The organism is Pseudomonas sp. MF08817 (assembly GCF_059862705.1).
This window is the reverse complement of the sequence record NZ_JCBCUY010000030.1, coordinates 1-26,221: the sequence shown is the minus strand read 5'-3', so window position 1 is coordinate 26,221 and position 26,221 is coordinate 1. Positions and strand designations below refer to the sequence as shown.

At 63.9% G+C, this 26,221-nt stretch carries 24 protein-coding genes and 1 tRNA gene; 12 read left to right on the top strand and 13 right to left on the bottom strand.

All coding sequences use genetic code 11. The annotated features are described in order from the left end of the window. Positions 1-22 precede the first annotated feature (22 nt). The 4 genes from AC19YR_RS18365 to AC19YR_RS18350 form a co-directional block, all read right to left on the bottom strand. Complete coding sequence (locus AC19YR_RS18365) at positions 23-1,321, bottom strand: phospholipase (protein WP_500599579.1); 1,299 nt, start codon at positions 1,319-1,321, stop codon at positions 23-25. Between the two features lie 288 nt (positions 1,322-1,609). Next, positions 1,610-3,169 carry an FGGY-family carbohydrate kinase gene (locus AC19YR_RS18360; protein ID WP_095108816.1) on the bottom strand — a complete coding sequence of 520 codons (1,560 nt, stop codon included), beginning with the start codon at positions 3,167-3,169 and terminating at the stop codon, positions 1,610-1,612. Positions 3,170-3,188: 19 nt separating this feature from the next. Then, positions 3,189-4,790: a glycerol-3-phosphate dehydrogenase/oxidase gene (locus tag AC19YR_RS18355; RefSeq protein WP_500599578.1), complete on the bottom strand. Its 1,602-nt coding sequence runs from the start codon at positions 4,788-4,790 to the stop codon at positions 3,189-3,191. Positions 4,791-4,793: 3 nt separating this feature from the next. Continuing rightward, positions 4,794-6,389: an FAD-binding oxidoreductase gene (locus tag AC19YR_RS18350; RefSeq protein WP_500599577.1), complete on the bottom strand. Its 1,596-nt coding sequence runs from the start codon at positions 6,387-6,389 to the stop codon at positions 4,794-4,796. A 243-nt stretch (positions 6,390-6,632) separates the two neighbouring features. On the opposite strand from AC19YR_RS18350, the gene gliR reads away from it, so the two are divergent. From gliR to AC19YR_RS18295, 11 genes are all read left to right on the top strand, one after another. Continuing rightward, positions 6,633-7,640: an AraC family transcriptional regulator GliR gene (gliR, locus tag AC19YR_RS18345; RefSeq protein ID WP_095108813.1), complete on the top strand. Its 1,008-nt coding sequence runs from the start codon at positions 6,633-6,635 to the stop codon at positions 7,638-7,640. A gap of 326 nt (positions 7,641-7,966) precedes the next feature. Beyond that, positions 7,967-8,386, top strand: a complete 420-nt coding sequence (locus tag AC19YR_RS18340; protein ID WP_095108812.1) for a hypothetical protein — start codon at positions 7,967-7,969, stop codon at positions 8,384-8,386. A gap of 5 nt (positions 8,387-8,391) precedes the next feature. Next, positions 8,392-8,832: a hypothetical protein gene (locus AC19YR_RS18335; RefSeq protein WP_095108811.1), complete on the top strand. Its 441-nt coding sequence runs from the start codon at positions 8,392-8,394 to the stop codon at positions 8,830-8,832. Positions 8,833-9,209: 377 nt separating this feature from the next. Beyond that, positions 9,210-9,983, top strand: coding sequence for an ABC transporter ATP-binding protein (locus tag AC19YR_RS18330; RefSeq protein WP_095108810.1), 774 nt, complete (start codon positions 9,210-9,212; stop codon positions 9,981-9,983). A gap of 13 nt (positions 9,984-9,996) precedes the next feature. Beyond that, on the top strand, positions 9,997-10,749 hold the full coding sequence (locus AC19YR_RS18325) for an ABC transporter substrate-binding protein (protein ID WP_095108809.1): 753 nt from the start codon (positions 9,997-9,999) through the stop codon (positions 10,747-10,749). Positions 10,750-10,821: 72 nt separating this feature from the next. After that, positions 10,822-11,517: an ABC transporter permease gene (locus tag AC19YR_RS18320; protein ID WP_500599575.1), complete on the top strand. Its 696-nt coding sequence runs from the start codon at positions 10,822-10,824 to the stop codon at positions 11,515-11,517. Continuing rightward, on the top strand, positions 11,514-12,203 hold the full coding sequence (locus AC19YR_RS18315; protein ID WP_095108807.1) for an ABC transporter permease: 690 nt from the start codon (positions 11,514-11,516) through the stop codon (positions 12,201-12,203). The genes AC19YR_RS18320 and AC19YR_RS18315 overlap by 4 nt, the downstream gene beginning before the upstream one ends. Further along, the gene (locus tag AC19YR_RS18310) at positions 12,184-13,413 is read left to right on the top strand and encodes a methyltransferase (RefSeq protein WP_500599574.1); all 1,230 of its coding nucleotides are present in this window, start codon (positions 12,184-12,186) and stop codon (positions 13,411-13,413) included. The genes AC19YR_RS18315 and AC19YR_RS18310 overlap by 20 nt, the downstream gene beginning before the upstream one ends. Positions 13,414-13,710: 297 nt before the next feature. Beyond that, on the top strand, positions 13,711-14,952 hold the full coding sequence (locus AC19YR_RS18305) for a nucleoside deaminase (RefSeq protein ID WP_500599573.1): 1,242 nt from the start codon (positions 13,711-13,713) through the stop codon (positions 14,950-14,952). A 398-nt stretch (positions 14,953-15,350) separates the two neighbouring features. Next, positions 15,351-15,426, top strand: a tRNA-Thr gene (locus tag AC19YR_RS18300). Positions 15,427-15,640: 214 nt separating this feature from the next. Beyond that, entirely contained in the window at positions 15,641-15,970 is a 330-nt protein-coding gene (locus AC19YR_RS18295; protein WP_500599571.1) for a hypothetical protein, read from the top strand. A gap of 120 nt (positions 15,971-16,090) precedes the next feature. On the opposite strand, the gene glyA is transcribed toward AC19YR_RS18295, so the two are convergent. The 4 genes from glyA to serC all read right to left on the bottom strand — a co-directional run bounded on the left by glyA (position 16,091) and on the right by serC (position 20,632). Continuing rightward, positions 16,091-17,356 (bottom strand): serine hydroxymethyltransferase, encoded by a 1,266-nt coding sequence (glyA, locus tag AC19YR_RS18290; RefSeq protein ID WP_500599569.1) that lies wholly within the window; start codon positions 17,354-17,356, stop codon positions 16,091-16,093. A 28-nt stretch (positions 17,357-17,384) separates the two neighbouring features. Beyond that, positions 17,385-18,197 carry a YggS family pyridoxal phosphate-dependent enzyme gene (locus AC19YR_RS18285; protein WP_500599568.1) on the bottom strand — a complete coding sequence of 271 codons (813 nt, stop codon included), beginning with the start codon at positions 18,195-18,197 and terminating at the stop codon, positions 17,385-17,387. After that, positions 18,197-19,426, bottom strand: a complete 1,230-nt coding sequence (locus AC19YR_RS18280) for a benzoate/H(+) symporter BenE family transporter (RefSeq protein WP_500599567.1) — start codon at positions 19,424-19,426, stop codon at positions 18,197-18,199. The genes AC19YR_RS18285 and AC19YR_RS18280 overlap by 1 nt, the downstream gene beginning before the upstream one ends. A gap of 123 nt (positions 19,427-19,549) precedes the next feature. Beyond that, entirely contained in the window at positions 19,550-20,632 is a 1,083-nt protein-coding gene (gene serC / locus AC19YR_RS18275; RefSeq protein WP_500599565.1) for a 3-phosphoserine/phosphohydroxythreonine transaminase, read from the bottom strand. Between the two features lie 104 nt (positions 20,633-20,736). On the opposite strand from serC, the gene pdxR reads away from it, so the two are divergent. Continuing rightward, positions 20,737-22,236, top strand: coding sequence for a MocR-like pyridoxine biosynthesis transcription factor PdxR (gene pdxR / locus AC19YR_RS18270; protein ID WP_095108799.1), 1,500 nt, complete (start codon positions 20,737-20,739; stop codon positions 22,234-22,236). Between the two features lie 12 nt (positions 22,237-22,248). Here the strand turns inward: pdxR and AC19YR_RS18265 are convergent, their stop codons facing one another. The 5 genes from AC19YR_RS18265 to AC19YR_RS18245 all read right to left on the bottom strand — a co-directional run bounded on the left by AC19YR_RS18265 (position 22,249) and on the right by AC19YR_RS18245 (position 26,071). Continuing rightward, positions 22,249-22,539: a helix-turn-helix domain-containing protein gene (locus tag AC19YR_RS18265; protein WP_095109001.1), complete on the bottom strand. Its 291-nt coding sequence runs from the start codon at positions 22,537-22,539 to the stop codon at positions 22,249-22,251. Then, the gene (locus AC19YR_RS18260; RefSeq protein ID WP_095109002.1) at positions 22,539-22,853 is read right to left on the bottom strand and encodes a hypothetical protein; all 315 of its coding nucleotides are present in this window, start codon (positions 22,851-22,853) and stop codon (positions 22,539-22,541) included. The genes AC19YR_RS18265 and AC19YR_RS18260 overlap by 1 nt, the downstream gene beginning before the upstream one ends. Positions 22,854-23,020: 167 nt before the next feature. Next, on the bottom strand, positions 23,021-24,853 hold the full coding sequence (locus AC19YR_RS18255) for a long-chain-acyl-CoA synthetase (RefSeq protein WP_095108798.1): 1,833 nt from the start codon (positions 24,851-24,853) through the stop codon (positions 23,021-23,023). Between the two features lie 130 nt (positions 24,854-24,983). Continuing rightward, positions 24,984-25,646, bottom strand: coding sequence for an iron-containing redox enzyme family protein (locus AC19YR_RS18250; protein WP_095108797.1), 663 nt, complete (start codon positions 25,644-25,646; stop codon positions 24,984-24,986). Positions 25,647-25,699: 53 nt separating this feature from the next. Next, on the bottom strand, positions 25,700-26,071 hold the full coding sequence (locus AC19YR_RS18245; protein ID WP_500599613.1) for a nuclear transport factor 2 family protein: 372 nt from the start codon (positions 26,069-26,071) through the stop codon (positions 25,700-25,702). Positions 26,072-26,221 lie beyond the last annotated feature (150 nt).

Sequence of the window (26,221 nt, the reverse complement as noted above, 5' to 3'; positions counted from 1 at the left end):
TCGGACCTGTTCTGTTGAGTAGTCAGTGCGCGCCCATGCCGGCCCTGACGAAATTGCGGCTGTGGGCACCCATGTGCCGCAGCAGCTCGACCAACTGGCTGTTGAGCGGTTCGTGGTCGTAGGTTTGCCGCTGTAGCTGATTGCCCTGGCTAAAACCCTGCACCCCGCCGGACGCCGCCAGCCACTGGCCGATGGCCTCGTCGAACGCGGCAGCCTGGGCATTGGCTTGGGCGGCCACCACGTCGCGGGCATAGGCCGTGCTGTAGGGCGGGTACGTGGCGTCGCGGGCGGTGTCGGCGTAAGCGGCGAGCATCGGGTGCGGCGCCTTGGCCAGCAGCAATTGCTCCAGCCACGCGCCCTGGTATTTCTCCACTTCGGTGTGGCGGGTGGCGACGCGGGCGATGGCGGCTTTTTTCTCGCTGTCGAACCCGACCAGAGCCTTGCCTTCCATCAGCAACATGCCCGCCAGGTCGGCCCCCGGCAGCGGCGTGGCGTGGTAGGGCTGGGTCAGGTCTTGCACGTAATGCAGGCCCCAGCCGAGGAAGCGGTAGCCCCAGTAGGGGTGGCCGGTGGCGAAGGCGAACCGCGCCAGGTCGAAATACTGGTAGATGCGCCAATCCGGCCAACTGCGCTTGAGGAACGGCGCGCCGGCGTAGATCACCGCGCTTTCGTGGAAAAAGCCGATGTGGAACGGCGCCTGGGAACTGTACTCAAAGCGCTCGTCGCCGAACGACTGCACGCCAAAACCGTAGAGCGCGCCGACTTCGCCGGGGTTGTCGCTGAACAGGTTGATGTCGTGGCCGTAGTCGGGTTCGTCCGCCGCCGTGGCCAGCACCGCCAGTGGCGCGATCTGCTCCCCCGGCGCCAGGGCGATAAAACGCTGGGTGGCCCAGGGCGAGAGGGTCTGCGCCACCATCACTTGGCTGGGTTTGAGGTGGCCGCGCGCGGGCTCGTCCTGGCCGGGCAACGGCTGGAACATCAGCGCCAGGTGGATCTGCGGGTTGACGCGCAACGCCATGAGGAACGCACGGCGCGGGTCGCTCGCCGGGGTGGTGGTCAGGGCCAGGTCGTCCGGGCGCGGCGGGTAATCGGCGAAGTGCTCGCGGGCGAAGCTTTCCTGGGCTTGCAGCAGCGCCACCAGGCCCGTGTGCTCTTGGGCGAGGAATTGCTCCAAGGGCTCGACTTCCACTGTGGGCGCCTCGCGCAACGGGGCAACGTCCTGCAAGGCCAGGTAACTGCCCAACGTATGGTTGGACCACCCCCACGCACCGGGAGCAAACCCGGCAAGCCCCAGCAGGGCGATCACAAACGGCAACTTCATCGGCTTTTCGCTCTTATTTGGATGAACCGGCAGTGCAACCGAGCCTAACAACCGCCCCCCAGACCGGCACTGTCCGATCCCGCCAAAAAAACTCACCGATAGCGCCATGCCGAGGCGGCGCAGGGTCACGGTGGAAGAGAGCCTGTTCGCGATGGCAGCGGCACATTCAGCTCCGGTGCTGGCTGATCCACGGCTATCGCGAGCAGGGCTCGCTCACACGGGTGCATGGTTTTTTGAGGTTGGGTTGCAGCCCACAGCAGGTGTGGGGCCCCCACACCTGCCCGGGTATCACGCCGGGTAGCCGGTGATGTCGCGGATGCTCTGGTACAGCGGCTTGAGCTGGCGGTACATGCGCAGGTAAACCTCCTTGTACAAGCGCTCGTAGGTGCGCTGGGCCTGGGGGTCGGGCTCGAAGACGTCGCCAATGCGGGTCATGGCGGCGATAGCGGTGGCAAAATCCGCGTGCAGGCCCAGGCCCACCGCGCAGGCAATCGCCGCACCCAGGCCGGAAGCTTCATAGACGTGCGGGCGTTCGGCGGGCAGGCCGAAAATGTCCGCCGTCAGTTGCATCGCCGCGTCGCTCTGGGAGCCGCCGCCCGCCACCCGCAGGCGCGTAACCGGGGTGCCCGAACGCTTCTCGATGCGTTCCTTGCCCTGGCGCAGGGCATAGGCCAGGCCTTCGAGGATCGCCCGGTAAATGTGCGCGCGGGTGTGCACGTCGCCAAAACCGATCATCGCGCCCTTGGCCTCCGTACCCGGCTCGCGGATGCCCGGCGACCAGTAGGGTTGCAGGGTCAGGCCCATGGACCCGGGCGGCACCGCGTTGACCAGCGCATCGAACAACTGCTCCGGCTCCAGCCCTTGCTCGCGGGCCTGCTGCACTTCGCGCAGGCCGAATTCGCGCTTGAACCAACTGACCATCCAATAGCCACGATAAATCATCACCTCGCAGTTGAAGTGGTCCGGCACCGCCGCCGGATAGGGCGGGATCAGCGGCACGGTTTCCAGGTAACGCGAGCGGGTGGTGGTGATGGTCGCCGTGGTGCCGTAGGACAGGCACGCGGTAGACGCATCGATCACCCCGCTGCCAAGCACTTCGCAAGCCTTGTCGGCACCGGCGGCGATCAGCGCCAGGCCTTCGGGAATGCCGGTGTGGCGGCTGGCTTCGGCGCTGATGCGGCCCAGGATCTGCCCCGGTTTGAGCAGCGTGGGCAGTTGCTCCGGGCGCACGGCCACCGCTTGCCACTTCCAGTCCCGCGGCGCGGCCCAGCGCAGGCGTTTGTAGTCGAACGGCAGGTAGCCCACGCAGCAGCCCACCGAGTCAACGAAATTGCCGGTCAGGCGGTGGGTAAGAAACCCTGAGAGCAGCAGCAGTTTGTGGGTCTTGCTCCAGATGTCGGGCTGGTGCTGGGCCACCCAATTGGCCTCGGCCTGGGCGCGAAAGTAATCCACCGTGCCTTGCACGCCGAGGGCCTTGAACAGCCAGCCCCACGGGCCTTTGATCGAACCCTTAACCTCGGCCTGGCGCTGGTCCAGCCACAGGATCGCCGGGCGCAGGGCCTGGCCCTGGGCATCGACGTTAATCACGGTGCCGCGCTGGGTGGTCAGGGACACCCCGCGGATCTGGCTGCGGTCAACGCCGGTCTGCGCCCACAACTGCTGGCAGGCCTCGCCCAGTTTGGCCCAGTAGTAATCCGGGTCCTGCTCGGCCCAGCCGGGGTGTTTGGAGTAGTAGGCCTCCAGTTCCACCTTGCCCTTGCCCAGCAAGTTGCCCTGCAGATCAAACAGCAAGGCCCGCACGCTCTGGGTGCCGTTGTCGATCGCCAGCAGATAGTTTTTGTCGTTCATGGAGAACCGTGCCAGCCAGTCAAAGTAAATCGGTGGTAGAAAGCGGCGCATCGGCCGGGACGCCGTGATACCTGCGCCAAAGCGCCCGGTAGCGCTGTTCTTCGTCAGCCCAGCGGCCATCGTCCCAGCCCAGGCGTGGTTGGCACAGGAGGCGGATTTGCCCCAGGTACGCCGCACCGCCGTCGGCCAGCAGCAGGCCCAGGCGCGTGCGACGCAGCAGCAGGTCGTCTAGGTGCAGCACCAGTTCCTGTTCGGCGGCGAAGGCCAGTTCCGCCCACAGGGTAGCCGTCGCGCCCACGGTGTCGCTGCCCAATTGCGCCACCAGTTGCGCCAACCTCGGTAGATCACGGCCATGGCGCCCGGCCAGGCGTCGCCATTGGCTGGGGTTCAGGCCCGGGATTTCCAGGGCCGGCACCGGGGCGAACACGGGCGCGCCGTCATCCTCGACGCTGCGCCCCAGTTCCTCGGCGCAGGCGCGCAGCACCTCGATGGCTTGCGGGCGGAACGTGGTCAGTTTGCCGCCAGCCAGGGTCACGCAACCCGGCTCGCGCCACAGCACGTGCTCGCGGGTTGCATTCGACGGTTTGCCCGCGCCGCTGCCGACCACCGGGCGCACGCCGGACCAGGTGGACAGCACGTCTTGGGCCGTCACCCGCGCCTGGGGGAACTGCTGGGCGCACGCGGCCAGCAAGTACTGCACTTCGTCGGTGCTGATGCTCGCGCTCTGGTCGAGGTCTTCGCGGTGGTCCAGGTCGGTGGTGCCGATCACCGTCGCGCCTTCCCAGGGGAAGACAAACACCGGGCGCCGGTCCTGGGCGTGAATAAAGCTCAACGCCTGGGCCACCGGCAGGCGCCAACCCGGCACCAGCAAATGGCTGCCGCGCAGGGGCCGCAATTGGCTGCCTGCGCTGGGCGGGCGCAGGCGTTCGGCCCAGGCGCCGGTGGCTACCGCCAGCATGTGGCAGCCCAGGGTCAGGGCCGCGCCGCTTTCGCTGTCCTGGGCCTGCACGCCGCAGACCCTGCCGTCTTCGCGCAGCAGGCCGGTCACCTGCACACCGTTGACCACACACGCGTCGTCGGCCCGGGCCTCGGCCAGCACACGCATGACCAGCCGTGCGTCGTCGGTCAGGGCATCGACAAAACAGGAGCCGCCCAACAGCCCCGGCGCCTTGACCCCGGGGGCGAGGAAATGCAGTTGCGGCGCGCTGACAAAGCGGTGGTTGCGCCGCCCGGCGAGGGCGTCGTACACCGTCAGCAGGCCGCCAAACACCCGCGGCCCGGGGAAAGCGCCGCGGTAGTGCGGCATCACGAAGCCCATGGCGTCCACCAGCCCCGGCGCTTCGTCCAGCAGGCGCTGGCGTTCGCGCACCGAATCGCGGGTCAGGCGCCATTGGCCGCTGGCGATGTAGCGCAAGCCGCCGTGGACCATTTTCGAGGAACGGCTCGAGGTGCCCCAGGCAAAGTCGCGTTGCTCCAGCAGCAGGCAACGCCAGCCCCGGCGCGCCGCTTCACGCAGGATGCCGGCGCCGCTGATGCCGCCACCGATGACGATCAAGTCCCAGGGTTGCGCGGCCAGGGTCGCCAGGGTGGCGTCACGCCAATGGGCGTTCCAGGCAGTCATCGGTCATTGCTCCAGCAGGGTGCCAGGGTTAAGGCGCCCTTGCGGGTCGAAGTGCTCGCCCAGGCTGTGCAACGCGGCGATGGCCAGGGCGCCCTTCTCGCGCACCAGGTAGGGCGCGTGGTCCTTGCCCACGCCGTGCTGGTGGCTGATGGTGCCGTGGTTGTCGACGATGGTTTGGCTGGCGGCGTGCTTCAACGCCTGCCAGCGCGCCAGGGTGGCCGGGTAGTCCGCCGCCGGGCGGAACACGTAGCTGGTGTAGATGCTCGAACCCTGGCCATAGACGTGGGACAGGTGGGTGAACACATGCACCTGCTCGCCCTCGGCGGCCAGGCAATCGCGCAGGCTGCTTTCGACCTTGTTCAGCAGGTTGTCGACGTTGCTCCAATCGGTGGCGGTTTCCAGGGTGTCGACTACGTAACCGGCGTTCCACAGGTTCTCGCGCAGGTACGGAAAGCGAAAGCGGTTCTGCGCCCACTTGTTACCCAGCAAGGTGCCGGTGAACACCCCGCCGAACGCCTTGAGGTGGCGCTTGGCCTGGGCCAGGGACAGCGCATTCTGGCGCCGCTCGCCAGTCACGCCGAAGGTCAGCAGGCACTTGCCCGCGCTGGCGCCGCGCAAGCTCAGGTACTTCTCCAGCCAGGCGATCTGGCGCGGGTGCCCAGCCAGGGCCAGTTGGGTTTCGGTTTCCACGGAATTGGACAGGCGCAGCATCGACAGCGGCACCCGCGCCTGGGCCAGATGGCGGATCGCCTGCAAGGCCCTGGACCAGTCGGGCAGGAACACGCCGTAAAAGCGCTCGTCGTCGGCCAGCGCAGTGACCCGCACCTTGACCTGGGAAATGATCCCGAAGCGCCCTTCGCTGCCGAGCACCACCTCGCGCAAGTCCGGCCCCGCCGCTGAGGCCGGGAACGCGGGGATCTGCAACGACCCGGCGAAGGTTTCCAGGGTGCCGCCAGCGAACAGTTGCTCGATGCGCCCGTAGCGCAGCGATTGCTGGCCGCTGGAACGGCTGGCGACCCAGCCGCCCAGGGTCGACAGCTCCCACGATTGCGGAAAGTGGCCGAGGGTGTAGCCGCGGGCGCGCAATTGGCTTTCCACTTGCGGGCCGGTGGCGCCGGGCTCGAAGGTGGCGATCAGGCTTTGTTCGTCGAGGTCGAGCAGGCGATTCATCCGCGCCAGCGACACCGTGACCACCGGGCGCGGGCCGTGCAGCGGGTTGATGTGCCCGGCCACCGAGGTGCCCCCGCCGTAAGGGATCAGGCACAGGTCGCGCTCAGCCGCCAGGGCCAGCAACTCGCGCACCTGGGCGGCGCTTTGCGGGTAGGCCACGGCGTCCGGGTAGAGGCCGGGCTTGCCTTCGCGCAGGGCCAGCCAATCGGGCAGGCTCTGGCCGCGGGCGTGGAGCAGGCGATCCTGGGCTTGCAGGCTGTACAGGGGGTGTGCGGCCAGGCGCGAGGGCGGCACCTGCACCAGGGCCTGTTCCAGGGTCGCGTCCGGCAGTGCCCGCCCGGTGCCCACACGCTGGGCGAGAAACGCCGCGCCGTGGGCCGGCAGTTCCACCACTGTGCTTTCTTCGCCCCAGCCATTCCAGCGTCGCATGCGTGTCTTCCTTTGCTGTTCTTATTGGATCGTTCGTCTGGCGCCCATACTAGCCAGCCGCCAGCGGGGCGGGACTGTCCCATCGGGACAGATGGAGTAGCCAATTAAGTCAGCGCGGGTGCGCCATTTACTTTAGTCGCGGTTTGCCATTACCTTTCAGAGCGCTGACGAGCTCACCCGCTGCGCATAAGCCCCATTACCCGGACGTGGACACCCGAACGACTCGTCGCCAGGAATACGATCATGCAGCCCCTCGGCTTTACCTCGATCCCGCCCCTGCTCAAGTACCTGCGCCATGCCGAACAACTGGGCGTGGCCATCACGCCTGCGCTCGACGCCTCGGGCCTGCGCGCCGAGCAACTGAACGACAACACCCTGCGCGTGCCCAACGAGGCCCACGAACGGCTGCTCGAGCACCTGTGCCAGGCCTCGGGCGACCCACTGTTCGGCCTGCACTCGGCGCGTTATGTGCTGCCCAATTCCTGGAGCGTGCTGGGCTACATCACCATGAACTGCGCGACCCTGGGCGAAGCCATGAGCCGCATCGAGCCGTTCGAGAAACTGGTGGGCGACATGGGCACCAGCCGCATCGAGGCCGGTGCCGACCATGTGCGCCTGGCGTGGGACTGCCGCCACCAACCGCCCCAGGTGCGCCGGCACATGATCGAAAGCGTGCTGGCCTCGTGGATGCTCTACGCCCGCTGGATCGCCGACACCCAGGTGTCCCCCGGCGCGGTGTGGCTGGAGCACCCGCTGCCGGCCGGCACGCGCCTTGAGCAATACGAGGATTTTTTCGGCTGCCCGGTGCTGTTCGGGCAACCCTGCTCCGCCCTGCTGGTGCCCCTGGCGTACCTGCAACTGCCCCTGCGCCAGGCCGACCCCAACCTGCTGCGCACCCTCGAAGAACACGCTCTGGGGCTGATGGCCGAACTGGTGGACGCGCCGCTGCCGCTGCGGGTGAAAAACGCCCTGCGCCAACTACTCAAGGACGGCCTGCCGCGCAAGGAACGGGTCGCCGAACAATTCGCCATGACCGTGCGCACCCTGCAACGCCAACTGCAACAGGCCGGCACCAGCTACCAGCAGATCCTCGACGACCTGCGCCAGGAGCTGGCCGAACACTACCTGCGCCACAGCGACCTGCCGATCCAGGACATCGCCCACTACCTGGGCTTCACCGAACCGCGCTCCTTCCACCGCGCCTTCAAAAGCCGCACCCAACTGACGCCGGGGGAATATCGGCAGGGGTGAGCGGGGGCAGTACCAGCCGCAAACTTCTGCTTTTTTCAGTGCCGTTGGGCAGCACACCCTGTAGGCCGTTACTGCCGCACCTGGGCGAACTGATCCGCCAGGCACGCCAGCAAGCCTTGCGCGCCGTTGATGTGTTGCAGGTACAAACTGCTGGCAAATTGGCCGGCAGATTGTCGAATACGAACAGCAAGGCACGGCCGAGCCGGCTACGGCAGGCACAACAGGATCGCCCGCGCTGAACCACCGCTCACGCCATAAAGCCTTGGGATTTCGCCTCACCTGCGTTTCAATGCTCGCCTTCGCGCCACCTACAGGACCCCATGCCCATGGCATCGGCAAACAAGCAGCACAAACGCGCCCAACGCGCCAAGACCAAAGCCAAGCAGAACCGCGCCCAGCGCACGGCGCCCAGCACCGATAACCTGGACCCCAACGACTCGCGCATCGATTTCGAATCGGTGGACCTGAGCGAGTTGTTCGACCTCATGCGCGCCGCCCAGAGCGTCAGCCAGCAGGCGATGTGCACGGTGTTCCTGGCCCACCCATTGCTCGCCCTGGTGGTGGAGCAGGAAGGTGAGGAGACCGCCACCGACTTCATCATCGGCGCCCTGCTCGAATACCGGCAGTGGACCACCGGCGAAGACGAGGAAAGCGCCCTGGCGTGGATCGAGTCCGCGCAGTTCCAGACCGACTACGTCGCCGCCTCGCAAGAGCTCGCGGCCGCCAACCTACAGCAAGCGGATTAAGCCCAATGGCATCTGTCAATAAGCAGCAAAAACGCGCCAAGCGCGCCAAGGCCAAAGCCAAGCAACTGCGCATCAATGGCCGCACGCCGATCGCCATGCACGACGACCCGAACGCCCCCGGCGAGCCGATGCCCCAGTACCTGCTGGATATGTTCGCCCGCATGCGCGAAGCCGAAACCAGCGGCCGCCACGAAATGCTGATGGAGCTGCTCAACTCCCTGAGCGCCATCATCAATGACCACCCAGACCTGCTGGACCTGGAAAACGCCGACGACGAAGCCATGGCCGCCACCCACCTGGCTGCCGACATGCTGATCGACTACCGCATGTGGCTCGACAACCTCGACCGCGAGAGCGCCCAGCGCTGGCTCGAAGACCCGCAAGTGATCGCCGACATCAGCACCGCCCTGGACACCTACCGCCAGGCGCTGGAAGCGGTGCAATAACCCTGCACTGGCATCTGTGGGAGCGGGCCTGCCCGCGATGGCGGCCTCACAATCGCTATCGCCGGCAAGCCAGGCTCCTACGGCTGCTCCCACAAAGCCCCCCACAGACGCACCTTTGCCCCCTTAACGCTTCCAACACCCGCCCAAAGCTGGCACCATCGCGACCTTTTTTACGCGACACCCGCCGTAAAACGGTTCAAACAGGTGTTCGGTTGTTGATGGCGCGACAGTCTGCTGTGCCGATGCGACAACCTGCCGCACCCTGGTCGTTTCCGCCGCGCGGGGCTGTTGGCTGTCATTCGAACGCTATGCTAGCTTGGCGCCACGCCAGGAAGGCCGCCCAACAGCAGGAGCACAACAGACAATGAGGACCGCACATGGCCCAGGCCGCGCCCGCGCTTGAAATCCGCAACTTGCACAAACGCTACGGCTCGCTGGAAGTCCTCAAGGGGGTTTCGCTGACCGCACGCGACGGCGACGTGATCTCGATCCTGGGTTCCTCCGGTTCCGGTAAGTCCACCTTCCTGCGCTGCATCAACCTGCTGGAAAACCCTCACCAGGGCCAAATTTTTGTCGCCGGCGAAGAGCTCAAGCTCAAGGCCGCGAAAAACGGCGAGCTGATCGCCGCCGACGGCAAGCAAATCAACCGCATGCGCAGCGAAATAGGCTTTGTCTTCCAGAATTTCAACCTCTGGCCCCACATGAGCGTGCTCGACAACATCATCGAGGCGCCGCGCCGGGTCTTGGGGCAAAGCAAGGCCGAGGCCACCGAGGTCGCCGAAGCCCTGCTGGCCAAGGTCGGCATCGGCGACAAGCGCCACGCCTACCCGGCGCAACTCTCCGGCGGCCAGCAGCAACGCGCGGCCATTGCCCGCACCCTGGCCATGCAGCCGAAAGTCATTTTGTTCGACGAACCCACCTCAGCCCTTGACCCGGAAATGGTTCAGGAAGTACTTAGTGTGATCCGCGCACTGGCCGAAGAAGGTCGCACTATGCTGCTGGTCACCCACGAGATGGGCTTTGCCCGCCAGGTGTCCAGTGAAGTGGTGTTCCTTCACCAAGGCCTGATCGAAGAGCAAGGATCGCCACAGCAGGTGTTCGATAACCCGCTTTCGGCGCGCTGCAAACAATTCATGTCCAGCAACCGCTAACGGAGCTACACGCATGCAGAGCTATAAGAAATTCCTCCTGGCCGCTGCCGCCACGCTGGTGTTCTCGGCCAACGCGATGGCCGCCGAAAAACTCAAGATGGGCATCGAAGCGGCCTACCCGCCGTTCAACAACAAGGATGCCAGCGGCCAGGTCGTGGGCTTTGACAAAGACATCGGCGACGCCCTGTGCGCCAAGATGAAAGCCGAGTGCGAAGTGGTCACCTCCGACTGGGACGGCATCATCCCGGCCCTGAACAGCAAGAAGTTCGACTTCCTGGTGTCCTCGCTGTCGATCACCGACGAGCGTAAGCAGGCCGTTGACTTCACCGACCGCTACTACTCCAACAAGCTGCAATTCATCGCGCCGAAAAACGTCGACTTCAAAACCGACAAGGCCTCCCTCAAGGGCAAGACCATCGGCACCCAGCGCGCCACCCTGGCCGGCACCTGGCTGGAAGATAACTACGGCGGCGACATCAAAGTCAGTCTCTACGACACCCAGGAAAACGCCTACCTGGACCTGACCTCCGGGCGCGTCGATGGCATCCTGGCCGACAAGTACGTCAACTACGACTGGCTCAAGTCCGATGCCGGCAAAAACTATGAGTTCAAGGGCGAGCCCGTGCTGGAAAGCGACGAAATCGGCATTGCCGTGCGCAAGGGCGACCCGCTGCGTGACAAGCTCAATGCCGCGCTGAAGGAAATCATCGCCGACGGCACCTACAAGAAGATCAACGACAAGTACTTCCCGTTCAGCATCTACTGATACTGACTTGCCCCACCGGCGCCCCCGTGGCGCCGGTTGCCGGCAAACCTGCCGCGGTATGAATAAAAACCCATGAATATCGATCTCTACGGATTCGGCCCGGCGCTTGCCGCGGGCGCGCTGATGACCGTCAAACTGGCACTCACGGCGCTATGCCTGGGGCTGGTGCTCGGTCTGGCCGGCGCCTTGGCCAAGACTTCCCCGTACAAGCCCCTGCAATGGCTGGGCGGCACGTACTCGACCCTGGTTCGCGGCATCCCGGAACTGCTGTGGGTCCTGCTGATTTACTTCGGCACCGTCAACCTGATGCGCATGATCGGCGAATGGTTCGGCAACCCCGACCTCGCCCTCAACGCCTTCGCTGCCGGTGTGATTGCCCTGGGCCTGTGTTTTGGCGCCTACGCCACCGAGGTGTTCCGCGGCGCGATCCTGGCCATCCCCAAGGGCCACCGTGAAGCCGGCGTGGCCTTGGGCCTGTCGAAATTTCGCATCTTCACCCGCTTGATCCTGCCGCAGATGTGGCGCATCGCCCTGCCGGGGCTGGGCAACCTGTTCATGATCCTGATGAAAGACACCGCACTGGTGTCGGTAATTGGCCTGGAAGAAATCATGCGCCACGCGCAAAACGGCGTGACCTTCACTAAGCAGCCGTTCACTTTCTATATGGTCGCCGCCTTCATGTACCTGGGCCTGACCGTGCTGGCCATGATCGGCATGCATTTCCTGGAAAAACGCGCCGCACGCGGCTTCGCGAGGGGCACGCAATGAATTGGGAAGTCATCATCAAGTGGCTGCCGAAACTGGCCCAGGGCGCCACGCTGACCCTGGAACTGGTAGCCATCGCTGTCATCGTCGGGCTGCTGCTGGCCATCCCGCTAGGCATCGCCCGCTCGTCGCGCCTGTGGTACGTGCGCGCCCTGCCCTATGCCTACATTTTCTTCTTCCGCGGCACGCCGCTGCTGGTGCAGCTGTTTTTGGTCTACTACGGCCTGGCACAGTTCGACGCGGTGCGCGCCAGCGCCCTGTGGCCGTACCTGCGCGATCCGTTCTGGTGCGCCACCGCGACCATGACCCTGCACACCGCCGCCTACATTGCCGAGATCCTGCGCGGCGCCATCCAAGCCATTCCGCCCGGCGAAATCGAAGCGGCGCGGGCCTTGGGCATGTCGCGGCCCAAGGCGCTGTTCTACATCATCCTGCCGCGCGCGGCGCGCATCGGCCTGCCGGCCTACAGCAACGAAGTGATCCTGATGCTCAAGGCCAGCGCCCTGGCCAGCACCGTCACCCTGCTGGAACTGACCGGCATGGCGCGCACCATCATTGCCCGCACCTACCTGCCGGTGGAGATCTTCTTCGCGGCAGGCATGTTCTACCTGCTGATGTCCTACATGCTGGTGCGCGGCTTCAAACTGCTGGAGCGCTGGTTACGCGTCGATGCCTGCCAGGGCCGCTGAGCCGACGGTGCTGGAGGGCGAGCAGTTGCTCGCCCGGTTCCAGGAACTCGACGCCTTACTCACCGCCCACCAAGACCTGTGGCGGCCACGCCCGTTCACCCACCGCCACTTGCCCTGGGAAAGCGACCACCCAGCGCTGGCCCAGTGGCTGCGCGGCCGCTCCCTGGAGGAGGCCGACGCCAGCCACAACCAGCCGCAGCACCTCGCCGCCCCCGCACCGTTTCCCGACCTCGCCCAGCGTTCAGCCCAACTCTGCGCGGTAGGCAGCCTGCCCGTTATCGGGTTGACGCCCGCAGCGGCGCGGCTGGCGGTGGATGTACCAGGGCGCAAATGGCAGCAGATCGAAGCCTTCGCCGCCTGCCTGGACTTCAAGCACCCCGCCAGCCATTGGCTCGACTGGTGCGCCGGTAAAGGCCACTTAGGCCGCCGTCTCCTGCAACCCGGACAACACCTGACCTGCCTGGAGTACGACCCGGCGCTGATCGAGGCCGGCCAGCAGTTGAGCGCCCGCCATCGGCTGCAAGCCAGCCACGTGCAGCAAGATGTCATGGCCGCCGAAGCCGGGTTGCGCCTGAATGCCACCCACACCCCAGTGGCCTTGCACGCCTGCGGCGACCTGCATGTGCGCCTGATGCAACTCGCCAGCGCCGCAGGCTGTGGGCAACTGGCCATCGCCCCGTGCTGCTACAACCGCATCCAGGGCGAGCGCTACCAAGCCCTTTCAGCAGCGGCCCAGGCCTCTGCCCTACAACTTTCGCTGGAAGATCTGGCGCTGCCGATGAGCGAAACCGTCACCGCTGGGGCACGAGTCCGACGCCAGCGCGACACCTCCATGGCCCGGCGCCTGGCCTTCGACCTGCTGCAACGGCAACTGCGCGCCAGCGACGACTACCTGCCCACACCGTCCCTATCCGCCGCTTGGCTGGCCAAACCCTTTGCCGACTACTGCCGCGACCTGGCCGCCCTCAAGCACTTATCCACAGTGCCCGAACAAGACTGGCCAGCCCTGGAAGCCGCCGGCTGGCAACGCCTGGCCCACGTGCGCAACCTAGAACTGCTGCGGGGCCTGTTCCGCCGCCCACTGGAACTGTGGTTGGTGCTGGACCGGGCCTTGTTTTTGCAGGAGCGCGGCTACCGCGTGCGCCTCGGGCAGTTCTGCCCTGCGCCCTTGACCCCACGCAACTTATTGGTGCTGGCCGAACGCGACTGATCTGCCGCACAGCCTGTGGATAACTCTGTTGATGGTTTTTCAGGCAAGCCTGTAAATCCCTGGCGTTCCGACGTAAATCAAGCCTGGTCATTTTTTGTTCATAAAATAAAAAGGCGCAAAAACAGTTAGTTAGGCCCCAATGCGAACCGCTCCACAAAACCGCGGCAAATCCGCGCACTTGGCCCACCCGTTGTGCATAAGCACTCTAGCGAAACGTCATAAGCACCCTTGCAAAGCTCAGCTATGGTGTTCAAACGCCAGAGATCCCTGGCGCCCACCGCAAGGAGCACAACACCCATGAGCACAGTGAACAGTGCGCAACAAGCCGTCGAACTGGTCGCCAACCAGGCCATCGACGCCGCCCTGCAACAGACCTTCGCCGTCGGCGGCGCCATCATCGACAACGCCACCGGCAACGTGATCGTCGCCATGCACAACAACGTCCTGATGCCCTTTCCGGGCGCCGCGCAGCCCTACTTCCTGCCCCACGACCCGACCGCCCACGGCGAGCGGCAACTGGTGGACTGGTACTTTGAAAACCGCGGCGCGATGAACCTGCCCGCGCCCGCGCAACTGACCGTGGTCACTACCCTGGACCCTTGCGCCATGTGCGCCGGCTCCCTGCTCACCGCCGGTTTCAACGTGGCCGTCAGCGCCATCGACGACTATGCCGGCATCAACTACAACAGCGCCTTCAGCTTCCCCACCCTGCCGCCAGCGGTGCGCCAGCAGGCGCAGAACAGCTGGGGCTACTACGCCATCGCCGCGCCGGTAAGCCGCGCCTACCAAGGCGCCAACAGCCCGGTATTCAGCCAACAGACCATCGACAGCGCGGCCTACTACCTCACCGCCTCCATCTTCAACGCCAGCGTCAACACCGTGCGCGACGCCAGCAACAACAGCGGCCTGCCGCCCGCACAACTGCAAAACCCGGCCACGCTCCCGGCCCACAGCAAGGTGCGCCAAGCCCTGACCCAACTGAGCCCCTACGCCCTCACCGTCACCTGCCCGAACCCGCGCGACCCCGGCGCTACCCTGGCCCAACCGCTGCTCAACACCGCGCAAAACGCCGACAGCTTCAACGCCGTCGCCCTGCTCGACCCCTTCGGCAACCTGATCGCCTGCCTGGGCGGCGCGGAAAACCAGTCCCCGATCAAAACCGCATTCATGCAAACCACCCGCGGCTACGCCCTGCTGCGCTGGACCCTGATGAACGACCCCGACCCAGCCGTGCGCGCCGAAGCCGCGCAATACCTGACCCACCCCAAATACGGCACCTTCGTCTTCCTCTACGCCCCGGACCCCAGCACCCCACAAGCCGTAATGACCTTCGGCGCCTACGGCTCAACGATGGAAGGCCCCGTGCCACAGAGCTACCCTTCCAACCTGCAATACGTCCTACCACCGACCAACACCACCCCCCAACAACTCGCCACCCTGGCCCAGAGCTTGCCGCCGTTCTACACCCAAAGCGTACAAGTCGCCCCGGCCCAAGTGCTGGACCAGGGGCTGATCGATGCGGTGAAAAACGGGGTTTGACCCAAGAAATGGCCGGCTCGCCGTAAAAGGTGGGCTGGCCTTCACTGTCACGATGACGATATAAATCCTCCCCAATTGACGGCCGAGGTTCGGCGGTTGAAGCACAACTTTGCTCATGATTTGATTTGCTCAGCATCAAAACGGCTGAGCGTATCGGCGTCATGGGTGAGGACTTCTTCCTCACCTTCAAAAACCTTGCTCACACGCAATGTCACTCGAAGCTTAGGAGAGTGTTGAAGTGTTTTAAGCGGTTCTGGTGGTCTCGACAGTTCAGGTGATTGCGACGGTGATACCCGTCAAACCGAGGCGGTTTCGAGCAGCGGCAGAGCCAGCTAAAAATAGTCAGATTTCAGGGGTTTACAGAATCCCGCCAATCGCTATAATCGTCGCCCTAACACGCCGGTATAGCTCAGTTGGTAGAGCAACTGACTTGTAATCAGTAGGTCCCGGGTTCGACTCCTGGTGCCGGCACCATACAAGGTTCCAGAGAAGGCTTTCAAAATCTCTGGACCCCCCGAAAAACCCGCCTCTTGGCGGGTTTTTTCGTTTTAGGGGTTTGTGGGGTGGCGGCAGGGGCCAGGTCATTCGGCAGAAACGGGGTGCTGCGCACTGGTTCGCCATCCTGATTGGTTTAACGTTACGCGGATGGAAGCCAAACCTGGCACGGGTGTATGGAGGATGAGTGGGTATGGACACCTCAACCGCACAAAGCATCAAGCTGTTTATTGTGTCGGCAACCGGGCTGTCGAAAGACGCGCTGCATATCTATGTGGGGCTGACGGTCTATTTGACATTGATGGCCGTCGTCCGAAGAGGTAGGCCTTACGTGGGTTGGCTGGTTGTTTTCGCCCTTGTGGGTGCTGGCGAGTGGCTAGATCGGCGGGACGATATCGTCAGCCTCGGGTACTGGCGCTGGCAGGCAGGCGTCCATGACATCCTCAATACGTTGTTTTGGCCGACGGTGCTCACACTGTTCTGGCTTTTAAAATGCCCAAAGCAAACCAACGCACAGCCCTAATATCCTGCCCATCCAAACAGGCTTCAAAACCGTTCTGTTTGGTTGGGCCGCCATAAGTAGAACTCGGCAAAAAAGGCCTGCGCCTAGCAGGCCTTTTTTGTGTTCGTTTGCCCGGTGGCTTCAGCGATAGACCGGGTGCCGGCGGCACAGGGCAACCACTTGTTCGCGCACCCGTTGGGTGACGTGTTCGGTGCCGCCGTTTTCCAGGGTGTCGAGGACGTCGCAGAGCCAGCCGGCCAGTTGTTCGCATTCGAGGGCGGTGAAGCCGCGGGTGGTGACGGCCGGGGTGCCGATGCGCAGGCCCGAGGTGACGAAGGGTGAGCGCGGGTCGTTGGGCACGGAGTTTTTGTTGGCGGTGATGTAGGCGTTGCTCAGGGCCGCGTCGGCGTCTTTGCCGGTGTAGGGTTTGGCGGACAGGTCGATGAGCATCATGTGGTTGTCGGTGCCGCCGGAGACGATCGTGTAGCCGCGCTGTTGCAGCACGGCGGCCATGGCCCGGGCGTTGACCACGATTTGCTGCTGGTAGGTTTTGAACTCGGGCGCCAGCGCCTCTTTGAAGGCCACTGCCTTGGCGGCGATCTGGTGCATCAGCGGGCCACCCTGGACGCCGGGGAACACCGCCGAGTCGAGCTTCTTGTTGAACGCTGCGTCCTGGCCCTTGGACAGGATCAAGCCGCCACGCGGGCCGCGCAGGGTTTTGTGGGTGGTGCTGGTGACCACGTGGGCGTGGGGCAGCGGGTTGGGGTATTCGCCCGCCGCCACCAGGCCGGCGACGTGGGCCATATCCACCCAGAAAATCGCCCCAACCTTGTCGGCAATTTCCCGCATGCGTGCCCAATCCTTGTAGCGCGAATAGGCGGAGAAGCCACCAATCAGCATTTTCGGCCGGGTTTGCAGGGCGATTCGCTCCATCTCGTCGTAATCGATCAGCCCGGTTTGTGGGTCGAGGCCGTAAGGCACGATGTGGTAGTGGCGGCCGGAGAAGTTGGACGGGTTGCCGTGGGTGAGGTGGCCACCCTGGGCCAGGTTCATGCCCATCACGGTGTCGCCGGGGTTGATGAGGGCCAGGAACACCGCCGCGTTGGCCTGGGCGCCGGCGTGGGGCTGAACGTTGGCGTAGTCGCAATCGAACAACTGGCACACCCGCTCGATGGCGAGGCGCTCGGCAACGTCTACGTACTCGCAGCCGCTGTAGTAGCGCTTGCCCGGGTAACCTTCGGCGTACTTGTTGGTGAACACCGAGTTCTGCACCGCCATGACCAAGGGGCTGGCGTAGTTCTCGGAGGCGATCAGTTCGACGTGATCTTCCTGGCGGTGTTCTTCGTTATGAATCGCCTTACATAGCTCGGCGTCGAAGTCTTCAAGTTTCAGGGATGAGTCGTACATAGCGTTGGCGTCCTGTAGAGAAAAAGCATCAGTCATGGCCAACGGGGCGGGCGTCCGCCGTTGGCCAGTAATAGGAATCCGGCATGGCCCGAGCGCCGAAGATGGCTTGGCCGACCCGCACCACGGTGGCGCCCTCTTCGATGGCGACTTCAAAATCGCCAGACATGCCCATGGACAGTTCGTCCAGGCCCACCCCGGCCGGGGCGTCCTGGCGTAAGCGCTCGCGCAGTTCGCGCAAACGCACGAAGCACGGGCGCACCCGTGCGACATCGGCCGAAAACAGCGCCAACGTCATCAGCCCCCGCACTCGTAGCGCGGGAAACCCGGGCAAGGCTTGTAGGAATTGGCCAACCTGCTCCGGCGCCAAGCCGTATTTGCTCGCCTCGCCCGAGGTGTTGACCTGGACGAACACGTCCAACTGCCGCCCCTCGCTGTGCAGGCGCCGGTCCAGTTCCTGGGCGACGCGCAGGCTGTCCAGTGCCTGGAACTCGGACGCAAACCGCGCCACTTGCCGGGCCTTGTTGGTTTGCAAGTGGCCGATGACCGACCAGCGCAGGTCGCTCAGGTCGGCCATGGCCTCCCACTTGCGTTGCGCCTCCTGCACTTTGTTTTCCCCCAGCAGCCGACAACCCGCCGCATAGGCCAGGCGTAAGTGGGCCTCGTCAAAGGTTTTGCTCACCGGCAGCAGGCGTACGCTGGCCGGGTCGCGGCCCACGCGGGCGCAGGCGGCGGCGATGCGCTGCTGCACGGCGGCCAGGTTGCGGCGAAAGTCCTCGACGTTGTTGGCCTGGGGGTAACGGCCGTGTTGTTGATGCAGGGTTTCATCAGTTGGGCTAGGCATCAGTTGGCGGCTCCTTCGCGGGTGGCAGGGGCGGGCTCGCGGCGCGGCAAACGGCCGTTGAGCACGACGTAGGCGAACAACCCGATCACCAGCCCCCAGAACGCGCCGCCGATGCCGAACAACGTGATGTTAGCGGCGGCGGCCAGGAAGGTAACCAACGATGCCTCGCGGGATTTGGTATCGGCCATGGCCCCGGCCAGGCTCGCGCCGATGGTGCCCAACAGCGCAAGGCCGGCCAGGGTGGTGATGAAGGTTGCCGGGAAGGCCATGAACACCGCCGCCAGCGTCACGCCGAAGATGCCAACGAGCATGTAGAACACCCCCGCCGCCACCCCGGCGATCCAGCGTTTGGAGGGCTCTTCGTGGGCCTCTTTGCCGGTGCAGATGGCGGCCGTGATCGCCGCGATGTTGAACGCATGGGAGCCGAACGGTGCCATCAGCAGCGAGCCGAAGCCGGTGAGGGTGACGATGGGGTTGGCGCTGGTGCTGAAGCCGTCGTTGCGCAGCACCAGCATGCCCGGCATGTACTGGCCGGTCAGGGTAATCAGGAACAGCGGCAGCGCCACGCTGAGCAAGGCGTTGAGGGAGAACCCGGGCATCGTGAATACCGGGCTCGCCAGTTGCAGGCTCAGCCCCGACAGATCAACCCGCCCGCCCGCCAACAACAACGCCAGCCCCAGGGCCAGGATGCCCACCACCGCGTAGCGGGCGCTAAAGCGCTTGAGGATCAGGTAAGCGCCGATCAACACCCCGGCCAGCAGCGGATCGACGCTCAAACCGCCAAAGGCGCCGATGCCGAACTGCAACAGGATGCCGGCCAGCAAACCGGCGGCCACCCCCGGCGGGATCAAACGGATAACTTTTTCAAAGCAACCCGACAAGCCCAGCAACACGAACGCCGCCGCCGAGATCATGTACGCGCCCACCGCCTCGGCGTAGGGCGTGGTGCTCAGGGCGACCACCAGGAATGCCGCCGCCGGCGTCGACCACGCGGTAATGATCGGCTCGCGGGACACCCAACTGAGCACCAACCCGGTGATGCCCACACCCATGGACACCGACCACACCCACGAGGCGGTCAGCTCGGGGCTCAACCCCGCGACCTTGGCAGCCTGGAACACCAGAATGAACGTGCCACCATAGTTGACGATGACCGAAATCAACCCGGCGACAACCGGGTGCACCAGGTCGCGCAAACGCACGGGGGAGCGGGAGGCGGAAGAAGACATGATGGCGTGGGCTCCAGGCAAAACGAGGCGACGGGCCTCGACGGAATGGCGATTTATAACGCGGTAATGGCCTGCCTGGCCCCGGCACTTTTGGCACACTGACCAGACCAATTCACGACAGGCCTAGCCGTGTTGGCGGGCGAAGTCCTGCATGAATTCGCTCAAGGCCTCGACCGCCGCCAGTGTCACCGCGTTGTAGAGGCTGGCGCGCAGGCCACCGACCGAGGCATGGCCCTTGAGGCCCTTGAGCCCGCGCAGGTTGGCCTGGCGCAAGAAATCCGCCTCCAGGGCCGCATCGGCCAGGGCGAACGGCACGTTGTTGATCGAACGAAACGGCGCCTGCACGCGGTTGCGGTAGAAGCCGTCGCTGCCATCGATGCAGGCGTAGAGCACACGCGCCTTGGCCAGATTGGTCTGGTGGATGGCCTCGATTCCGCCCCTGCGGCGCAGCCACTGCAAAGTCAGCCCGGTGAGGTACCAGGCGAAGGTCGGCGGCGTATTGAGCATCGAACGCGCCCGGGCGATGTGGGCGTAATTGAGGATTTCGGGGGTACACGCCAACGCGGTGTCGAGCAATGCCTCATCGACTATCACCACGCTCAACCCGGCCGCGCCCATGTTCTTTTGCGCGGCGGCGTAGATCAGGCCATGGCCGGCGACATCGATGGGTTTGGACAGCAGGCTGGAACAGGCATCGCAGACCAGCGGCACGCCGGCCTCGGGGGTGGCGGCGAACTGCACGCCGTGCACCGTCTCGTTCTCGGTGTAATGCAGGTACGCGGCCTGCGGGTTGAGCTGCCACTGTGCGGCGCCGGGGATGCGGTCAAAATCGCTCTCCTGGCTGCTGGCGGCGATGCGCACGTCACCGAAGCGCCGCGCAACCTGGATCGCCTTGCCCGACCAGAGCCCGGTGTGCAGGTAGTCCGCACTGCCCTTCGTGCCCATCAGGTTCATCGGCACCTGGGCAAACTGCAGCGAGGCGCCGCCCTGCACGAACAGCACCTGATAGTGCGTAGGCACATGCAGCAGCGCGCGTAGGTCTTGTTCGGCGCGGTAGGCCAGTTCCATGAACAGGTCCGAGCGATGGCTGATTTCCATCACCGACATGCCGCTGCCGGCGAAGTCGAAGAATTCTCCGTGCGCCTGCTCCAGCACGCTCAAAGGTAACGCGGTCGGCCCCGCGCTGAAGTTATGTGACCTTGCCATGCCCGCCCCTCCTCCACTCACGGCTCGCCCGGTGGCGAGGGGCAGAGTCTACGGATAGACTGGCCTGCCTTTTCAGGCCAATTTATTCAGGTTGGGCAGACCACATGGCAAAGACCTTCGAGCTCGAAACCCTCAAGATCCGCCTCAACGATGCCGAGTTCGCGCTGCTTGACCTGCACCAGCGAATTCAGCGGGCCCTGCGTGCGCTCATCATCGAAGGCGCCCTCGGCCCAGGCCTGAAACTGCCCGCGACCCGGGCCTTGGCCAAGTCCTTGGGCATTGCCCGCGACACCGTTGAAAACGCCTACGGGCAATTGCACCGCGACGGTTTCATCGTGCGCCGCGAGGGCTCGGGCAGTTACGTCTGCGAAACCGTGGGCGCCCAGTTGCGCGGCGCGGCACGCCAACGCCTCAAACGCCAGGACAGCCGCCACGACGCCGCCGAGCCCGGCACCGGCCTAAGCCGGCGCGGGCGGATGATCTTCGACAGCGGCGGCGTCAGCGACCAGCAGGTGCTCAAGGCCTTTGCCACCGGCCTGCCGGAAACCCGCAGTTTTCCTACCGATGTCTGGGAACGCCTGCAACGCCAGGCCATGAAGGACTACCGCGCCACCATCCTGCTGCACGGCGACCCGCAAGGCGCCGCGCCGCTGCGCAAGGCCATCGCCACCTACCTGAACCTGGAACGCGGGGCCAAGTGCAGCGCCGAGCAGGTGCTGATCCTGAGCAGCACGCGCCAGGCGTTGTTCCTCTGCGCCCAATTGCTGGTGGACGCGGGCAAACCGATCCTGCTGGAAAACCCCGGCTACTTCGGCGCGAAAAAAGCCTTCGAGACTGCCGAGACCCGCGTCGTGCCCATCGACGTCGATGAGCAGGGCATCCGCACCGACCTGCTGCAAGCCGACCGCAGCGGCGCGCCCTGTGTCTACGTGACGCCGTCCCATCAATACCCCACCGGCGCGACCCTGCCGCTGGAGCGGCGCCTGGAGCTGATCCGCTGGGCCGCCGAACAGAGCAAATGGATCATCGAGGACGACTACGACAGCGAGTTCCACTACGACGGCCTGCCTACGGCTTGCGTGCAGGGCCTGGACCCGTACCAGCGCACGATCTACCTCGGCACCTTCAGCAAAACCCTCTACCCGGGCCTGCGCATGGGCTACATGGTGCTGCCCCAGGAGCTGGTCAAACCCTTCACCTACGCGCGCAGCATCATGGACGGCCACACCCCGCAAATCCTGCAACTGACCCTGGCGCGCTTTATGGAGGACGGCCACTACAACGCCCATGTGCGGGCCATGCGCAAGCTCTACGCCGGGCGTCGGGAAACCATGCTCGCCGCCATCGGCCAACACCTGGGCGGCATCGCCACCGCCCTGCGCCCCCAGGGCGGTTTGCAGATCCCCTGCCTGCTCGCCCAAGGCTGGTCGGAGGAAAAGACCCTGCGCCAAGCCGCCAGCGCCGGCCTGCAACTCTCGGGGCTGAGCCGCCTATACGCCGGCGAGGCCCGGCAACAGGGTTGGTTGCTGGGCTATTCGTCCATGACCGCCCATGAGATCGACACGGCGGTGCAGCGGTTGGCGCGGGTGTTGCGTAAGGGGTAAAGCGCGACCCTGTCAGTACTCAAGTGCCGCCAGCACATGCGCCGGGTCGTTATGAATCGCCCGCAACAAGGCGCGCGCCGGGCCTTCTGGTTCTCGTCGGCCCTGTTCCCAGTTCTGCAACGTTGCCACAGGCACATCGATGGCTTTGGCAAAGCGAGCCTGGGACAGGCCCGTAGCCTTGCGGATCATTTTTATCTGCAGCGCATCGATATGAAATTCGCGCGAGGGCGCGCGCGCGCCGCGATCAATCTCGTCCATCTGGGTCATGCTTTCGACCAGACGGTTAAAGAGATTCTTCTCCATCATTTCCACCCTTTGTTTAATTCACTCAACACGCTCTTTTCCCTTGCCGATAGATCGTCCTTGAGCCCCTTACGGTAGATGAGAATCAGGCGAATCTGGCACGCCAACGAGAGATGGTAATAGATCACCCTGACCCCGCCACGCTTGCCTGAGGCACGTGAAACCCAACGAATTTTGCGCAATCCATTTGTCCCCTGGATCACATCGCCCGCCGTGGGATGAACGGCCAGAAACGCCTGGAACTGCGCGTAACTGTCGTCACTGAGAAGCTCATTCACGTCTTCTGTAAAAACCGGGGATTCGATAAATAACATTTTGCCCATCTATACGCCAATGACGTATACAACGCTAGCCCGCCGCCGCCAATCGGGCAATCTGTGGATAAACGGTATTTCGTTGCAAAGTCATTCGCCTCTTCTGCCCCCAACAAAAAGGCCCGCATCCCTGCAAGCCTTGTTGTTCGCCTCACACCCAGCAGCGTTCAGTAGCGGAACTTGCCCCCGTGAATGTCCTCAAGCACCTGCTGCGTCACCGGCACGTACGTCTCGGAGCCGGGCAGCCAGGCGTACACCGGGTCTTCGCCGGTCTGGCTGGGGTCGAAGGCTTCGGCCTTGAGCTTGGTTTTCTGGTACTTGAAGGTGCCGGTGGTTTCCATGCGGGTCTTGATACGCAGGAACATCGGCACCGCGTAGTGCGGCATCTGGCTTTTGACGAAGCGCAGCAACTCGCAAAAATCCAGGTGTTCCAGGGGCGCCGCCGGGGTGATGGCAGCCATGCCGGCGCGGCCGTTGGTGTTGCGGATTTCCACGCCGTAGGCCACGGCTTCGGCGATGTGCGGGTGCTGCACCATGATGTTTTCGACTTCGGTGGTGGAGACGTTCTCGCCCTTCCAGCGGTAGGTGTCGCCCAGGCGATCGACAAACTGGGCGTGGCCAAAACCGATGTCGCGGATCAGGTCACCGCTGTTGAAGTAGCGGTCGCCCTTCTCGAACACGTCGTAGAGGATCACCTTTTTGTTTTTTTCCGGGTCGGTGTAGCCGTCGAACGGCGCGTTGTCGTCGATCTTGGCCAGCAACAGGCCCTGGCCGCCCTTGGCGACTTTCTGCATGAAACCGTTCGCGTTACGCCGTGGCTCGCCGGTGTCGTGTTCGTATTCCACCAGTGACCAGGCGTTCAGGGCAAAGCCGATGGTGTTGTCGAAATTGAGGATATTGGTGAAACCGATATTGCCGTCGCTGGCGGCGTACAACTCGCAGATGCGCTCGATCTTGAAACGCGCCTTGAAGTCGGTCCACACGCCGGGGCGCAGGCCGTTGCCGATCATTTTCACCACCGGGTTGTCGGCGTCGTTGGGCGCGGGCGGGGTGTCGAGCAGGTAGCGGCACAGCTCGCCGACATAGCAAATGGTGGTGGCCTTGAACTTGCGCGCGTCATCCCAGAACTGGCTGGCGCTGAATTTGCGGCGGATGGCGAACCCCGATGCGCCGGCCAGCGCCGAGCCCCAGCTCACGCACAACCCGGTGCCGTGGTACAGCGGCAAGGTGCAATAGACGATGTCGTCGGGGCGCATGTCCAGGGCGATCATGCCGAAGCTGCCGTAGGCCTTCATCCAGCGCCCGTGCTTGAACACACCGGCCTTGGGCAACCCGGTGGTGCCGGAGGTGTAGATGTAGAAACAGGCGTCGTCGAAGTACACCTGGCCGGTGGTCACGGGGTTGCTCGTGGCGTGTTCTTCGCTGACACGGGTCAGGTTGACGTAGCCCTCGGGGGCGATGCCCGGGTCACGGGTGGTGTCGGTGTCGGCGAGAAAAAAAGTGTTCAGCTCGTCGATGGCCACCTCGTTGCGCACGGCGTCGAACGCCTCGACCAGTTCTTCGCCGACGATGATGGCCGCCGGGTTGACCAGGTTCAGGCTGTGGATCAGCACGTTGTGGGTTTGCGAGGTGTTGAGCATGGCGCAGATGCCGCCGATCTTGCTCACGGCCAGGACGCTGACCAGCAGTTCCGGGCGGTTTTCGATGAAGATGCCTACCACATCGCCTTTTTTCAGGCCACGGGCCAGCAGGTAATGGGCGATTCGGTTGGCCCATTGGTTGACCTGTTCGTAGCTGAAACGGCATTCCTTGTAGAGCAACGCCGGGCCGTGGGGGTTGCGCTGCACCGCTTGCTCGAAGGCCCAGCCCAGGCCGCAGGGCTGGTCGGGTTTGAGCTTGGTGACGTTGACACCCTTGATGAGCCGGGGAATGGCGCGGGTGATGGAGGGGATCTTACGCAGCATCATGCCCCAGGTAATCATGTCGCTATTGCTACTCATGGCACCTCCTCATGGGTTGATCCGTTCCCGCCGGGCACACGCAACAAGTCCCGGCCAACGCATCGTTTTTATTCTGTGTACGCCATGTAAAAACGCCCCGCGCAAGCAGGCCTGCGCGGGGCGGCGCAGCTTAGAACTCGTCGGCGACCGACTCCAGGATCTTGCCCATCAGGTACACGGTGGTGCGCGCCACTTGCATCACTGCCGCTTTCTCTTCGTCGGTCTCGACCCAACGGTCGATGGCGGCGTTGACTTCGGCGGAGTGTTTTTCGTCGATGATGGCGTGAGCCACAAAGAAGGTCAGTTGTTGGTCAGTCAGTTTGAGGCCGTTCTTGCACACGTCCATCAGCGGCTCAAGGTGCTCGTAGCTGTCTTCGGCCCAGAAGCTGTAGCCCAGACGCGGGATGATGCCGCGGCACACAGAGACGAAATCCAAGTAGCCATAAAACGCCTCGGTGGCCGGCAACATGGGTTTTTCGAACTCGGCCGGGTCGACGCCAATGGCGATCAGGTCGTTGTACGCCATGTTTTCATGGCCCAGTTCTTCATACGCATGCTTCATCGCAAAGCGCAGCAGGCCCACTTTCTTGTGGTCCTCGTTCCAGCACGCCACCGCTTGGTTGATCGCGTTGTTCTTGGTGTAGTGGTACACCTGAACAATCGATTTGACGTAAAGATCACGCTGCAATTCAGGGCGTTTCATCATCTGGAAGAAACGGCCGGATTTGATCTTGGCCCACTCTTCATCACAGACGGCTTTCAGCTCTTTGCGGAACTCGGTAACTTCAGTCATTTCACTTTCTTCCTTGGCGGGTTGATGAATCGTTCATGACACTTTTTAGGGTGTTACAGGCGCAATACGGATTTGACGATATAGATGCACTTGGAGAACAGGCCGAGGCCTTCGATAGTGTCCCAGTGCTCCATCAGCACACCGTTTTCGACACGGTAGATATCGATCACCTTGTAATTGACGGTAAAGAAGCGATGTTTGGCCCAGTGCTTGGCATAGAGAAAAACATAGTCCCCTTCGGCACACACCCGTTCAATACTGGTACCCGACTCCGGAAAGGTCTTGAAGAACTGAGTGAAGTACGTCTTGAAGCCTTCGCGCCGCGGCGGAATAAACACGTTATTGTGCTGAACATATTCTTCGGCAATATGGGTATCGGCGACCGCAAGTTCCCGATTACCAAACATACGTTCATAAAATTCGATAACGGCTTCTTTGTTCTTGGCTTGGCGGTCTCAAGGAGCAAGTGCAACGCCTGATGTAAGGTGTTGCCATGTCTACCCAATACAACCACCTGAGTACCCAGGAGCGCGTCACCATTATGGTGATGCTATTTCAACGGCAACCACTGCGAG